The organism is Clostridium sp. ATCC BAA-442, from assembly GCF_964239415.1.
Taxonomy (GTDB): domain Bacteria; phylum Bacillota; class Clostridia; order Oscillospirales; family Oscillospiraceae; genus Flavonifractor; species Flavonifractor plautii.
Genome location: NZ_CAXSQB010000039.1, coordinates 1 through 13,009, shown reverse-complemented (window position 1 = coordinate 13,009; position 13,009 = coordinate 1). Strand labels below are relative to the sequence as shown.

At 67.0% G+C, this 13,009-nt stretch carries 12 protein-coding genes; 4 read left to right on the top strand and 8 right to left on the bottom strand.

Annotation, left to right across the window (positions count from 1 at the left end):
* Positions 1-406: 406 nt before the first annotated feature.
* The 7 genes from asnS to ACESY8_RS14510 all read right to left on the bottom strand — a co-directional run bounded on the left by asnS (position 407) and on the right by ACESY8_RS14510 (position 6,552).
* Positions 407-1,801 (bottom strand): asparagine--tRNA ligase, encoded by a 1,395-nt coding sequence (gene asnS, locus ACESY8_RS14540; RefSeq protein WP_195484428.1) that lies wholly within the window; start codon positions 1,799-1,801, stop codon positions 407-409.
* Between the two features lie 95 nt (positions 1,802-1,896).
* A complete protein-coding gene (locus tag ACESY8_RS14535) occupies positions 1,897-3,309 on the bottom strand; it encodes an APC family permease (protein ID WP_498794813.1) in 1,413 nt (470 codons plus the stop codon).
* 19 nt (positions 3,310-3,328) lie between these two features.
* On the bottom strand, positions 3,329-3,739 hold the full coding sequence (locus tag ACESY8_RS14530) for a hypothetical protein (protein ID WP_204682522.1): 411 nt from the start codon (positions 3,737-3,739) through the stop codon (positions 3,329-3,331).
* 141 nt (positions 3,740-3,880) lie between these two features.
* Complete coding sequence (locus ACESY8_RS14525; RefSeq protein ID WP_044939440.1) at positions 3,881-4,279, bottom strand: hypothetical protein; 399 nt, start codon at positions 4,277-4,279, stop codon at positions 3,881-3,883.
* On the bottom strand, positions 4,279-5,109 hold the full coding sequence (locus ACESY8_RS14520; RefSeq protein ID WP_498794812.1) for a DUF3021 family protein: 831 nt from the start codon (positions 5,107-5,109) through the stop codon (positions 4,279-4,281). Before ACESY8_RS14520 ends, ACESY8_RS14525 begins: the two co-directional genes overlap by 1 nt.
* Positions 5,110-5,124: 15 nt before the next feature.
* Entirely contained in the window at positions 5,125-5,559 is a 435-nt protein-coding gene (locus ACESY8_RS14515) for a LytTR family DNA-binding domain-containing protein (protein ID WP_009259069.1), read from the bottom strand.
* Between the two features lie 192 nt (positions 5,560-5,751).
* Entirely contained in the window at positions 5,752-6,552 is an 801-nt protein-coding gene (locus tag ACESY8_RS14510) for a hypothetical protein (RefSeq protein WP_054339462.1), read from the bottom strand.
* 131 nt (positions 6,553-6,683) lie between these two features.
* Here ACESY8_RS14510 and ACESY8_RS14505 point away from each other — a divergent pair, with 131 nt between their 5' ends.
* The 4 genes from ACESY8_RS14505 (at position 6,684) to ACESY8_RS14490 (ending at position 11,589) form a co-directional block, all read left to right on the top strand.
* Positions 6,684-7,784, top strand: coding sequence for a PfkB family carbohydrate kinase (locus ACESY8_RS14505; protein ID WP_283618733.1), 1,101 nt, complete (start codon positions 6,684-6,686; stop codon positions 7,782-7,784).
* Positions 7,781-8,311: a YgjV family protein gene (locus ACESY8_RS14500; RefSeq protein WP_007490654.1), complete on the top strand. Its 531-nt coding sequence runs from the start codon at positions 7,781-7,783 to the stop codon at positions 8,309-8,311. The genes ACESY8_RS14505 and ACESY8_RS14500 overlap by 4 nt, the downstream gene beginning before the upstream one ends.
* Positions 8,312-8,362: 51 nt before the next feature.
* Entirely contained in the window at positions 8,363-9,286 is a 924-nt protein-coding gene (locus ACESY8_RS14495; RefSeq protein WP_021630358.1) for a pseudouridine-5'-phosphate glycosidase, read from the top strand.
* 188 nt (positions 9,287-9,474) lie between these two features.
* Complete coding sequence (locus tag ACESY8_RS14490; protein WP_434307899.1) at positions 9,475-11,589, top strand: 5'-nucleotidase C-terminal domain-containing protein; 2,115 nt, start codon at positions 9,475-9,477, stop codon at positions 11,587-11,589.
* Positions 11,590-11,840: 251 nt separating this feature from the next.
* On the opposite strand, the gene nagZ is transcribed toward ACESY8_RS14490, so the two are convergent.
* Positions 11,841-13,009: beta-N-acetylhexosaminidase (gene nagZ, locus ACESY8_RS14485; RefSeq protein ID WP_434307898.1), on the bottom strand; the 1,169-nt coding region annotated here is incomplete at its 5' end.

Below are 13,009 nucleotides of genomic sequence, written 5' to 3'. Positions count from 1 at the left end.
CCCCGCCACCCATCCCCCTTAAAACGACCAAAGAGGGGGCCTTCGGGCCCCCATCTTTGGAATCTCCCCCAAGTTGTTCTACCGATAGCGCACCGGCCTGTATGGGAGGAAACCGGAAGACAGTGCTGGGACATAGGAGCGGGCTTGTCCCCCGCCCGCAGATGGTTCCCCCGTGTAGGGGCCGATGCCTACATCGGCCCCTACGAGAGGACGGCGGCGGCAAGCCCCCGTAGGGGCCGGACACTGGCCGGTCTTTCTCTGCCATACCTTCCATTCCACACACTTGTAGGGGCGGCCTTTATGGCCGCCCGCGGGCGACCACAAGGGTCGCCCCTACCCCTGGCAAACAATCAGGCCCCGGCGTCCGCACCGTTCGGTGCAGACGCGGGGGCCAATTTGACATCGATTAGAACTCCGCGTTGCCCACGGTGCGGGGGTGGGGCAGCACGTCACGGATGTTGGAGATTCCGGTCAGGTACATGACCATGCGCTCAAAGCCCAGGCCGAAGCCGGCGTGCTTGCAGCCGCCGTAGCGCCGCAGATCCAGGTACCACCAATAGTCCTCGGGGCGCATGCCCAGCTCCTGGATGCGGCCCTCCAGCAGCTCCAGCCGCTCCTCACGCTGGGAGCCGCCGATGATCTCGCCGATGCCGGGCACCAGGCAGTCGCAGGCGGCCACGGTCTTGCCGTCGTCGTTGAGGCGCATATAGAAGGCCTTGATATCCTTGGGGTAGTCGGTGACGAACACGGGCTTTTTGAAGATCTGCTCGGTGAGGTAGCGCTCATGCTCGGTCTGGAGGTCGGTGCCCCACTCCACCTTGTAGTCGAACTTGTCGTTGTTCTGTTTGAGCAGCTCCACCGCCTCGGTGTAGCTCACCCGGCCGAAGTCGGAGGAGGCCACATGCTCCAGCCGCTCCTTGAGGCCCTTGTCCACGAAGGAGTTGAAGAAGTTGATCTCGTCGGGGCACTTCTCCATGACGGTGCGGATGATGTGCTTGATCATGGCCTCGGCCACGTCCATGTCGCCCTTGAGGTCGCAGAAGGCCATCTCCGGCTCGATCATCCAGAACTCGGCGGCGTGGCGCTGGGTGTTGGAATTCTCCGCCCGGAAGGTGGGGCCGAAGGTGTATACGTCGCCGAAGGCCATGGCGAAGTTCTCAGCGTTGAGCTGGCCGGAGACGGTCAGGTTGGCGGGCTTGCCAAAGAAGTCCTGGCCGTAGTCCACCTTGCCGTCCTCGGTGCGGGGTGGGTTCTCCATGTCCAGGGTGGTCACCCGGAACATCTCGCCGGCGCCCTCGCAGTCGGAGGCGGTGATGATGGGGGTGTGGACATAGACGAAGCCCCGGTCCTGGAAGAAGCAGTGGATGGCGTGGGCCGCCACGCTCCGCACCCGGAAGGCGGCGGAGAACAGGTTGGTGCGGGGCCGCAGGTGGGCGATGGTGCGCAGGTACTCCACGCTGTGGCGCTTTTTCTGGAGGGGGTACTCGGGGGCGGAGGGGCCCTCCACTGCCACGGAGGCGGCCTTCACCTCCAGGGGCTGCTTGGCCTCCGGCGTGAGTACCACAGTGCCGGTGACGGACAGGGCCGCGCCCACGTTCTGTCCGGCGATCTCCCTGTAGTTGTCCAGGGCGCCGGCGTCCAGGACGATCTGCAGGTTCTTGAAGCAGGAGCCGTCGTTGAGCTCCACGAAGCCGAAGGTCTTCATATCCCGGATGGTGCGGGCCCAGCCGGACACCAGCACCTCTTTCCCGCCGAACTGCTCCTGGTCGGCAAAGATCTGTGCAATTTTTATGCGTTCCATTGGTCGCTCCCTCTATTCTTAAAAATAAAGTATCAATGGGTAGTAGTATACCATTTTTCAACCATTTTGCAAGGGCTGAGGGAAAAAAGGCAGGACTACCTCCGTTCGGGTCCGCCGAAGATAAGCGCCTCCCGCGCCTCGTCAGACAGGGTACGGTCGCGGAACCCGTAGAGGAGGACCCCTAGGGCGGCCAGGGCGGCGGCCAGGGCGTACTCCAGGCCGTCCAGCGCGCCGGGGCTGAACGGGAGAAGGATGTTGCCCGCCAGGAAAACCGAGGCGGCCACCCCCAGCACAGCCGTCACCCGCCCGCCGGGCATGCGCACCGGGCGGCGGAGGTCCGGCCGGGCACGCCGCAGGCGGAGCACCGCGGCCAGGGACATGATCCACATGACGATGGTGGCCAGGGAAGCGATATTGATGAAGGGCAGAAAGAAGAGCCTGCCCGTGAAGGGGGTGAGCACCACGAAGGCGGCGGTGAACCAGATGCAGCGGGCGGGGGTGCCGTATTTCGGGTGGAGGGCGGAAAACGCCCTCGACACCAGTGCAAAGCGGGACAGGCCGTAGAGCATCCGGGCGGAGGAGTAGAGGGTGGAGTTCATCACCCCCACCGCGCCCACAAAGGCGGTGGCCAGGAAGAGCACCCGCACGGCGGGCACGCCGGTGATGGACACCAGCACGTCGGCGAAGGGGGCGGTGCGGCCCACCGCTTCCCGCCAGGGCATACACCCGGCCACAGCGGTGGACACCAGGCAGAGGATGCCCGTCACCAGGAACAGGCAGGTGATGAGGGCGGCCCCCGCCTTGCGGGCGGCGGGGCCAGAGGCGTCGGCGGCAGCCTTGGACACCGTCTCCCACCCGGCCACGGAGAACACCAGCAGGGACAAAAGGGAGGCCGAGCCGGCAAAGTCGAAGTCCAGCCCCCCATCGGAGGCGTACACCGCCGGGTCGAAGTGGGTAAAGCACACCGCCAGCCCCACGGCACACATGATCAGTAGCACCACCGTGGCCAGCTTGGCCAGGGAGGCGCACACGTTGGCCCCCCGGAGCTGCACCCACAGGATGGCCCCCGCCAGGGCCAGTTGGATGGCCACATCGGGCAGGGTGACGGGGAAATCCCCCAGCTCATAGAGCACCGCCGTCCGCCCCAGGACGGGGAACAGCTCATCCAGCAGGGAGACGGCAGCCAGATCCACCCAGCAGAACACGATGGTGTTCATCAGGATGCCCGCCCACCCCACGGCGAAGCCCCCCCGGCTGCCGAAAGCGGCGTAGGAGTACACCACCTCGCCGCCGGGCAGGGGGAGCATGGGGATGGCCTCCATGTAGGCGAAGGCAAACGGCAGTTCAATGATGATGCACAGGGCGAAGGCCACCACCAGATTGAGCGGTCCCCCCGCCGTCTCCAGCCACGTGCCCGTCAGCAGCAGCCAGCTCGTGCCCAGCATACACCCGATCCCCATGGCCACCAGGCCGAAATAGCTGATGCCCTTCCTGCCGGTCTTTCCCATTCAGATCCCTCATTTTTCCTCAGATGAACCTATTATAGCACCTTCCGGCCGGTTTTCCCAGCCCCCCGCCCGACTTTCGCAGAGAGACTGCCCACACCAGCCACGCCAGTGCGCTCCCCAGCAGCGGCGCGGCACACCACCACAGGAGCAGGAACCATCCCATGACCATCCAGCCCGCCGCGCTCAGGAAGAGCACCCCTGGCACCGCCAGAAGCGCCAGAGGCACCAGAAGCCGCCACACCGCCCTGGCCCGCCGGCACAGCAGCAGCTGGAGAAAGAACATAGGGAACGCATGGAAGTACAGGAGCAGGAGCTGGTGCCAGGGCGGTATGTTCAGAGGCAGATCGGAAAAGGCCGCGGCAAAGGCCGCAGTATAGACCGCCATGGTGACCGCGAAGCACCCCAGAAGCCATTGATCCGTTCGTCTCATAAGCACACATCCTCTCTCTTCACCGGGAGCTGCCGGTGACGGCTCCGCAGGCCCATAGGGCGGGGGCTTGCCCCCGCCGCTTTTCAAAGGGCGCCCGGCGCAGCTCCACCCCAGGTGCGTCCGGAAAAGGCATCCGGCCCGTTAACCCGTTCCGCCCCTCTCCCGGGGATACGCCCCCGCCGCGTTGCCCAGCAGGGCGGAGATGGATGGCACGAGGCAGAGCGCGGGAGTCCGCTTTCCTACGACGATCAGCAGGCACAGGGCGCATACCACTGGAAAAAGGGGGCACAGGCCGTGCCGCTTTCCCAGGGACATCCCTATGGCGAGGCAGCCAAAGGGCAGGAGATAGACCCCCGCCAGCACCGTGGCTAATTCCCCGGCGAGGCCGCCCAGCAGGGCGGGCAGAAGGGTGCAGGCCAGCAGATACCAGGGGAGCCAGAGGACTGTAGCCCTCAGATTGAGGCGAACCGGGCCGGGCGCAAAGCGCCAGACCAGGGCGGGGATGGCCAGAATCGCCAGCCAGCACGCCAGCGCAACCATCACTCCCCCGCGCCTCCCCTCCGCCGCCGCAGTGCCGCGCCGGTCAGGCCGCCCGCCAGGGCGGCGAGAAAGGCGATGGGGAGCATGTCGGTGTCGGCCACATTGGACACCAGCCTTGCCAGCAGGGCGAAGCAAAACAGGAACCCCGCGCACGCCACGGGATAGAGGGGGCAGAAGCCCTGCCGCTTCCCCAGGGACAGGGCGGAACAGAAGGCGCCGACGGGCAGCAGGAGGTAGGGGTAGAGCAGGCCGGAGAGCACCGGCACGTCGCCGGCGTCGCACAGCCGCAGCACAAAGGGCAGAAGCAGACACAGCAGGGCGGCGAAGGGGACATAGGGCAGGGTCTCCCGCCAGTGGAACAGGGAGGGCCCGGGGGCCAGGCCCAGCCGCTCCCGGATGGCGGACACCTCCGCGTACCAGCCCACCCAGCGGCCCAGCCACACCAGCAGATACACCAGCGCCAGGGGCACCAGGAAGGCCGCCGTCTCACGCACACCGAAGTTGAGCCCCACCCACAGCCCCACGGTGGCCGCCGTCAGGGCGAAGTGGGCCAGCGTCCGCCCCACCAGGGCGGAGCCGTCCCCGGCGAAGGGCAGGGTGGCCACCCCCACCTCCGCCCCGAACAGGGCGTAGAGAGCGAAGGACAGGGCAATCCCCACCCCCTCCAGCCCGCGGGGGAAACCGCAGTTCAGGAACGCCAGCGCGAGGGCGCTGGGCGAGCCCGCTATGAGAGACCCCGCCGCCCAGGCCGCCCGCCCGCCGCCGGCCATCCCCAGCAGAGCCCCTGCCAGCGCCCGGCGGAGGGCCCTCCTCTTGTCGTCGAACAGCATGTCGTTCCCTCCTTTTTACAGTCCCAAAGCCTCTTTGATCTTCCTCACGTACCGCCGGGACACATAGCTCACCGCGCCGCCCTCCAGCGTCACCCGGATGGTGCCGGTAAGGGAGAGATCCAGGGCGGTGATCTTCCGCAGGCTGATGATCTCCGAGTGGGAGATGCGCACGAAGGTGTGCCGGTCCAGCCGGCCCTCCAGCTCGTACAGCCGCTCCTTCAGATCGTACACCCCGCCGGGGGTCTGGCACTTCACGCCCTTCTCCTCGCCGTAGCAGCGGAGAATGTCCTCCGCGGCCAGGGGAACGGCCCGGCCCCCCTGCCAGCCGACGAGGACGCCGCCCCCTTCCAGCCGGGCGGCCAGAGCCTTCACCTCGTCGGTGAGGGCGGGGGCGTTGATCACAACCGACATCCCGTCGCAGCCCGGGTCGATGCGCAGCTCTACCTTCATGCCCTTCCCCCCTTTCAACCCCACTATAGCGAAAAAAGGGCCGTCTGTCCACCGATTTCGGACAGACGGCCCCAATGGGCCGATATTCGGTTTGCTCCCCGCCGGGGCGCGCCACAGAGACCGGATGCTCCGGGTTCAGCGGAACAGGGCGCTCGCCCTGTCCCCTGCAGGGGCGGCCCCTTGTAACCGCCCCTACGCGATGGCCTCCGCCCCCACCTCATAGGTCCAGGTGCCGTCGGCATTCTGCCGGGCGGTGCAGTCGGTAAAGAAATACGCCCCCAGGCCGGAGGCCCACTTCTGCGCCTCAAAGCCCTCCTCGGCGGAGCCGGACAGGGAGAACAGGCAGCCGTTTTCCCAGCGGTAGAGGGCCACGCTGTCCTCGTACCCCTCCGCCGGCTCGGTCATGGGGGTGAGGTAGCCCGCCTCCCAGATCTCCTCCAGAGTGCCGGTGATGGGCATCAGGCCGTGGGCGTTCCCAAACACCCAGGCCAGGGCGGATTTCTCACTCTCGGCCAGGTCGGTGAGGCCGGAGAGATCCACCCCCAGCTCCTCCAGCCCTGTGTTGAGGGCAGTATCCACCTCCCACAGGTCGGACAGCACCTGGAGATACAGCCCGCAGCGGTCATCCGCCGGCTCCTCCAGCACGGTCACGCCGGTCACATGGCCGAACTTGGCGGGATAGGTCTCCAGAATCATTCCGTCAAACCCGACCTCCGCCATCGCCCCGTCAGCCAGGGGCCCATCCACCGCCAGCCCCTCTGTATCCAGGGTATACACGTCCCCCGCGCCCCCCGGGCCAGCCAGCACCAGCTCCCCTTCCTCCGCCCCATCCGCAATGCGGCAAGTCATTCTTTCGGGAGCCCCCGCAGTCAGGCCGGGCTCCTCCGAGGGGGAGCCCGCCGGGGTTCCCCCCGCGGGGGCGGCCTGGTTTCCGGTGGATGCACACCCGGCCAGCAGGAGCACAAGGGCGAACAGCAGCAGGCTTTTTTTCATGGAACATTCCTCCTTTCCCCTCTTGGACGGCGGGACGTGGAAAAAGTTCCTGAACCGGGGAGATTTCTCTTGACAGAGGCCCTCTATAAGCATATGATTATATCAACAGCTTATGTTTAGGAGGAGAGGCCATGACTCAGCGGGAACGGCAGATTCTCAAGTGGATTGAGGAGAACCCCCTGATCTCCCAGCAGGAGCTGGCGGACAAAGCGGGCATCGCCCGCTCGTCGGTGGCGGTACACATCTCCAATCTGATGAAGCAGGGCCATATCGCCGGCAAGGGCTACATCGTCCGCACCGCTCCTTATGTGGTAGTCGTGGGCGGCGTCAACCTGGACATCGGCGGGCGGCCCCACGGGGAGCTGGTGGCGGCGGACTCCAACCCTGGCCAGGTGCGCATGAGCCTGGGGGGCGTGGGGCGCAACATCGCCCACAACATGGCTCTGATGGGGCTGGACGTGCGGATGCTCACCGCCTTCGGCGACGATATGAACGCCCAGCGCATCGCCGCCTCCTGCGGCGAGCTGGGCATCGACATCAGCCAGTGCCTCACCGTGCCCGGCGGGGCCACCTCCACCTATCTGTTCATCACCGACGGGCACGGGGACATGGCCCTGGCGGTCAGCGACATGGAGATCTATGAGCATGTCACCCCTGCCTTTCTGGCCGGGCGGGCCCGGCTGCTCCAAAATGCCCAGCTCCTGGTGGTGGACACCAACATCCCGGCCCAGTCCATCGCCTGGCTGGCAGAGAATATCCGCCTGCCCATCTTCGCCGACCCGGTGTCCACCGCCAAGGCGGAGAAGCTGCGCCCCGTGCTGGGGAAGCTCCACACCCTCAAGCCCAACCGGCTGGAGGCGGAGCTGCTCTCGGGCGTGTCCATCACCGACGAGGCGAGCCTCAACGCCGCGGCCGACGCCCTGCTGGCCACCGGCCTGCGGCGGGTATTCATCAGCCTGGGGGGCGACGGGGTGTTCGCCGCCGACCACAGCGGGCGGGTACACGTGCCCTGCTGTCCCGGAGAGATGGTGAACACCACCGGCTGCGGCGACGCGGGCATGGCCGCCATCGCCTGGGCCTATCTGGAGGGCACCGGGCTGGAGGACACCGCCCGGGCCGCCATGGCCGCCGGGGCCATCGCCATGGAGAGCGCCGAGACGATCAACCCCGACATGAGCGCCCGGCTGCTCCGCCAGAGGGCGGGCTTCGGGGAGGGAGTGGAGACGCCTTGACCTTCTGGACCGCGCAAATCCTGGGGCTGATCGGCTCCCTGCTCGCCTTCACCGCCGTCCAGACCGGCAGCCGCCGGAAGATCATCGGCCTTCAGCTTGTGTGCTGCGTGCTCTGGGTCGTCCAGTACGTGCTGCTGGGGGCGTGGACGGGGGTGCTCATCAACCTGCTGGGCCTGGCCCGCGGCGTGGTGTGCGCCTACAACGACCGGCCCTGGGCCCGCAGCCGCCTTTGGCTCGCCCTCTTTCTGGCCTGCTATGGGGCGGCCCCCCTTCTCACTTGGGACGGCCCCTACTGCCTTCTGCTGGGCGCGGCCATGATGCTCACCACTGCTGCCCTCTGGACGCGGAACATGCGCCTGACCCGGCTGCTGTTTCTCCTCAACTCCCCTCCGGTGTTCGCCTACAACCTGATCGCCGGCTCCTATACCGGCGCCGCCATCGAGGTGGCCGCCTTCTGCTCCTTCGCGCTGGCCGTGTGGCGCTTTGACCTCCGCCGCCCGGCCGCCGGACCTTCCTCTCCGGCCTGATCACTCCGCAATCCGTATTTTATTAAATATATTTTACAGGAGGTAATCACCATGAATCTCAATCCGTATCTGGACGTCGCCCCTGAAGTAGCCGCCGCTGTGGCCGCGGGCAAGCCCGTGGTCGCCCTGGAGTCCACCATCATCTCCCACGGCATGCCCTACCCCCAGAACGTGGAGACCGCCCTCAAGGTGGAGCAGATCATCCGGGACAGCGGCGCGGTGCCCGCCACCATCGCCATTCTGGGCGGCCGCCTGAAGGCCGGCCTCACCGCCGAGGAGATCGAGTATCTGGGCAAGAAGGGCCAGGACGTGACCAAGGCCAGCCGCCGGGATCTGGCGGTGCTGGTCTCCCGCAAGGCCGACGGCGCCACCACCGTCACCACCACCATGATGATCGCCCACATGGCAGGCATCCAGGTGTTCGCCACCGGCGGCATCGGCGGCGTGCACCGCGGCGCCGAGACCACCATGGACATCTCCGCCGATCTGGAGGAGCTGGCCTCCACCCCCGTGATGGTGGTGTGCGCCGGGGCCAAGTCCATCCTGGATCTGGGCCTCACCCTGGAGTACCTGGAGACCCACGGCGTGCCCGTCCTCGGCTACGGCACCAAGGAGCTGCCCGCCTTCTACACCCGCAAGAGCGGCTTCGAGGTGGACTACCGGGTGGACACCCCCGCGGAGCTCGCCGCGGCCTTCCGGGCCTCCCTGGATCTGGGCCTCAGGGGCGGCATGCTGGTGACCAACCCCATTCCCGAGGAGTTCGCCATGGACCACGAGGTGATCAACAGGGCCATCGACGAGGCCGTCGCCCAGGCCAACGCCCAGGGCATCCACGGCAAGGCCACCACCCCCTTCCTGCTGGCCAAGGTGAAGGAGCTCACCGGCGGCGACAGCTTGGACTCCAACATCCAACTGGTGTTCAACAATGCCCGGCTGGCGGCCCAGACCGCCGCCGAGCTGTGCAGGCTGGGCTAAGTCCCCAATTCCCCAGGTCCCCTGTGCGTCCCAAACGCACAGGGGACCTTTTTTCGGTTTTGGCGGCGGAATATTTCTTTTTCTTAACATTCGCCCCCAATCCGTTGCATCCCGTCCGGCCGGGACGTATAATGGCTGGGAACGGAACAAAGTTTCTCCTTGTATGGAGCGAAAAGAGGCGATTTTGAATGGCGCGGATGCGGCATTTTCTCAAACGGTGCCCGGCGGTTCTGCTGAGCGCGGCCCTGCTGGCCGCTGCTGCCGGCACTGCCGCGGCGGCGGACACTCCCGCCCCCACCCTGGGCATCTACACCACCGGGGACATGGGGGGGCGGCTCTACCGTGAGGACCCCGTGACCGGGGAGGCAGTGGAGTACAGCTATCAGAATGTGGCCTCCGCCATGGAGGCGGAGCGGGCCTCGGTGGACGCCGCCCTGCTGCTGGACAGCGGTGACGCGGTGGACAACGGGCTGGTCCAGGACGGCGGCGCGGCGGAGGCCCTGGCCCTGCGGGCCATCGGCTATGACGCCCTGGTGCCCGCTGTGGGTGAATTCCGCTTGGGCCCGGAGGCCCGGAACGATTTCTTCGCCGCCCTGGGTGAAGCGTCGGAGGACGGCGCCCCGGTGCGCGTCCTCTCGGGCAACTACCTGGACGAGGACACCCAGAGCCCGGAGGAGGATGCCTACGAGGTCTTTACTGTGGAGCTGGGCCGGCGCGCGGTGCGCATCGGCGTGCTGGGCCTGGGCGCCATGGAGGCGCCGGAGGCGCTGCCCGACTCCTTCGTCGAAGGCGCGCGCTTTGCCCACCGGGACAACACCTCCGGCAGCTATAGTTGGGAGTGGACCGGCTACTGGCAGGAGCGGCTGGAAAAGGAGAACTGCGACCTGGTGGTGGTGGTCTGCCACACCGGACGGGACGAACTGGCCCGCTTTGCTGCGGAGACCACCGGCATCGACCTGCTGGTGGGCGGCCACGGCGAAGCGGCTGCGGAGAGCCTCCAGAATGCCGACGGGGAGCCGGTCTCCCTGGTCAGCGGCGGCGGCACATCCCTGACCCGCACCACAATTACCCTCTCCCCCAAGGGGGAGGCCGTGGTGGGCGAGAGCACCCTGCTCCCCCTGTCCGACTATGAGCCGGACGACCGCCTGAACAAGGCCCTATCCGCCGCCCAAAGCGCAGCGTCTGACCGCATGCAGGCTGCCGTTGGCACCCTGTCCGGCGACTGGTCAGAGGAGGGCTCTCCCCTGTATGTGCAGAGCGCCACGGTGGATCTGGTGACCGAGGCCATGCTGTGGGCCGCCGATGCCGACGCGGCCCTTCTCTCTCCCGCCGCCCTGGGCGGCGCTTCCGCCGCTTCCCGGTTCTCCGGGGAGGATGACACTGCGGTGCTCTCCCTGCGGGACTGCGCCGCGCTGGCCCCCGGGGACAGCCCCGTCGTCCTGGTGGAGCTCACCGGCGCCGAGCTGCGCCAGTGGCTGGACCGCAGCGCGGAGGCCTATCAGGCGGAGCCGGACGGCTCCATCTCCGGCGGAGAGGGTGCCGACGTGCTCTATGGTATGGACTACACCCTCTATCTGGGGGCTTCTGAGGGACAGCGGGTGGACGGCCTCGCCTTTGAGGGCGCCCTGGTGGACGACGGGCAGACCTTCCGCGTAGCCGTGTCCGCCGACCGCCTGTCCGCCCCCGACTTCCCGGCCTGTACCCCCCTCTGGTCCGCCGCCCGTGACAGCCGCTTTGCCGCCCAGAGCGGCATCCCCGCCGCAGTCCTGGCCGGGTATCTCTCCGAGCAGACCCACCTGCTGGGCATGCTCTCCCCCCAGCGGAGCAGCACATGGAGCCTCTACACCGGCTCCGTCAACGGCCCGCTGAACCGCCTGGAGTTTGTCACCATGCTCTATGAGATGGCTGGAAAGCCCAAGCCCGGAGCCAGCGCCGCCTTTATCGACGTGTCCAACAGCGACGCGGCGGTGTGGGCCGCCGAGACCGGCGTGGTCAGTGGCAACGGGACAGGCAAATTTCTCCCTACCCAGACTGTCACCCGGGAGCAGGCTGCCGTCATGCTCTACAATTACGCCAAATTCCTGGGGCTGAAAACCCCGTCCTCCGGCCCCTCCGCCACCGCGCTGCTGGACTGCGGCGAAATCGCGGTCTGGGCCCGCCCAGCGGTGGAGTTCTGTATCCGAACGGGGGCCCTCTCCGCCGCCGGACTGCGGGGGGACCTCTTCCTCCCCAGGGGCACCCTCACCCGCGGAGAGGCTAACCGCTGTCTGGCCGCCTTCGCGGACTACATCGAAGCCAACTGAATCCAATAACAGCAGCCCCGGCGGACAAATCCGCCGGGGCTGCTCAGCCTGTCAAAAAAGTCTTTTCGACAGGCTGCTGGACATTTTGAAACTCCGGAAAAGTTTCAAAATGTCGTTTGATCCAACATGAAAGGGAACCCTGACGGTTCCCTTTCACACTATCCCTCCCTCTGAATTTTTAGCAGGAGGGGTTATGAGCAACCTGAGCAGCCCCGGCGGGCGAATCCGCCGGGGCTGCTTTCTATCCTCTCCTACTGCGATGTATCTGCCTCTATAGAGCGTTCGAGGGCCGCAATCCGGTCGTTCAATGCCTTTATGTCCGGCGCCTCCACCGGCGCGTTGCTCAGGCCGTAGACGGCCTTGAGGGAGAGGACGCGGTACACGCTCTCGTCCAGCCGCTCCATGGAGATGCGGCCGCTGTCCACCGCATCCACCAGGGCGGCGTGGGCCGCGGCCAGGTTGTCCGCCCCGTGGCACACCAGCAGCAGATCGCACCCGGCCTCCACGGCCAGTACGGCGGCCTCCCCCATACCGTAGATGTTGGAAATGGCCCCCATGGTCAGGTCGTCGGTGCACACCACGCCCTCATAGCCCATCTCCTCCCGGAGCAGCCCCGTCACCACCTCGGGAGACAGGGAGGCCGGGTTGTCCGGGTCGATCTGACTCAGGAGGATGTGGGCCACCATGACGGCGGGAGTCGGCTCCATAACCGGCTCTCCCCAGAACTGGCCGGAGAGAACCATGTCGAAGGGCACCAGCTCGCTCTGCCACAGATCCTCCAGGGTCTTGTCCACCACGGGGAGCGCCGTGTGGGAGTCCACCGCCGTGTCCCCGTGGCCGGGGAAGTGCTTCACCACCGGGATCACGTCGCCCAGCTCCGCCATGGCCTCCACCGCCCGGAAGCCGAAGTCGGTCACCCACTCCCAGTCGCCGCCGAAGGCCCGGTCGCCGATCACCGTGTTGTCGGGGTTTGACCAGATGTCTAGGCTGGGGGCGAAGTCCATGTTGAAGCCGAAGGCGGCGCACTCCTCCGCCAGCAGCACCCCATACTCCGCCCCTGCGGTACCACGGGCCATGGCCTGCCCCACCCGCCAAGCACTGGGGGTGCGGCTCACCTCCGGGGGCATCCGGTCCACCCGGCCCCCCTCCTGATCCACGCAGAGGAACAGAGGTGTGTAGTCCCCGTTGAGCTCCTTCAGCCCGTTGGTGAGCGCCGCCAGCTGCTCCGCGCTCTCCACGTTGCGGCCAAAGAGAATCACGCCGCCCACCTGATAGCCCTGGACGGCCTGCACCGCGTCCTCCCCCGGCTCTGTGCCCTCGATCCCCGCCACCAAAAGCTGGGCCGCCTTCTGCTCCACCGTCATCCCCGCCAGGGCCTCCCCCACCGGATCGGGTGTGGGGGTGGGGGACGGCTCTGGCG

Bases quoted from the DNA above. Each gene is read 5' to 3' on its own strand.
- ACESY8_RS14515 (WP_009259069.1), bottom strand. From the start codon at position 5,559: ATGAAGGTAGAGCTGCGCATCGACCCGGGCTGCGACGGGATGTCGGTT.
- ACESY8_RS14495 (WP_021630358.1), top strand. From the start codon at position 8,363: ATGAATCTCAATCCGTATCTGGACGTCGCCCCTGAAGTAGCCGCCGCT.
- ACESY8_RS14535 (WP_498794813.1), bottom strand. From the start codon at position 3,309: ATGGGAAAGACCGGCAGGAAGGGCATCAGCTATTTCGGCCTGGTGGCC.
- ACESY8_RS14530 (WP_204682522.1), bottom strand. From the start codon at position 3,739: ATGAGACGAACGGATCAATGGCTTCTGGGGTGCTTCGCGGTCACCATG.
- ACESY8_RS14520 (WP_498794812.1), bottom strand. From the start codon at position 5,109: ATGCTGTTCGACGACAAGAGGAGGGCCCTCCGCCGGGCGCTGGCAGGG.
- asnS (WP_195484428.1), bottom strand. From the start codon at position 1,801: ATGGAACGCATAAAAATTGCACAGATCTTTGCCGACCAGGAGCAGTTC.
- ACESY8_RS14510 (WP_054339462.1), bottom strand. From the start codon at position 6,552: ATGAAAAAAAGCCTGCTGCTGTTCGCCCTTGTGCTCCTGCTGGCCGGG.
- ACESY8_RS14505 (WP_283618733.1), top strand. From the start codon at position 6,684: ATGACTCAGCGGGAACGGCAGATTCTCAAGTGGATTGAGGAGAACCCC.
- ACESY8_RS14490 (WP_434307899.1), top strand. From the start codon at position 9,475: ATGGCGCGGATGCGGCATTTTCTCAAACGGTGCCCGGCGGTTCTGCTG.
- ACESY8_RS14525 (WP_044939440.1), bottom strand. From the start codon at position 4,279: ATGGTTGCGCTGGCGTGCTGGCTGGCGATTCTGGCCATCCCCGCCCTG.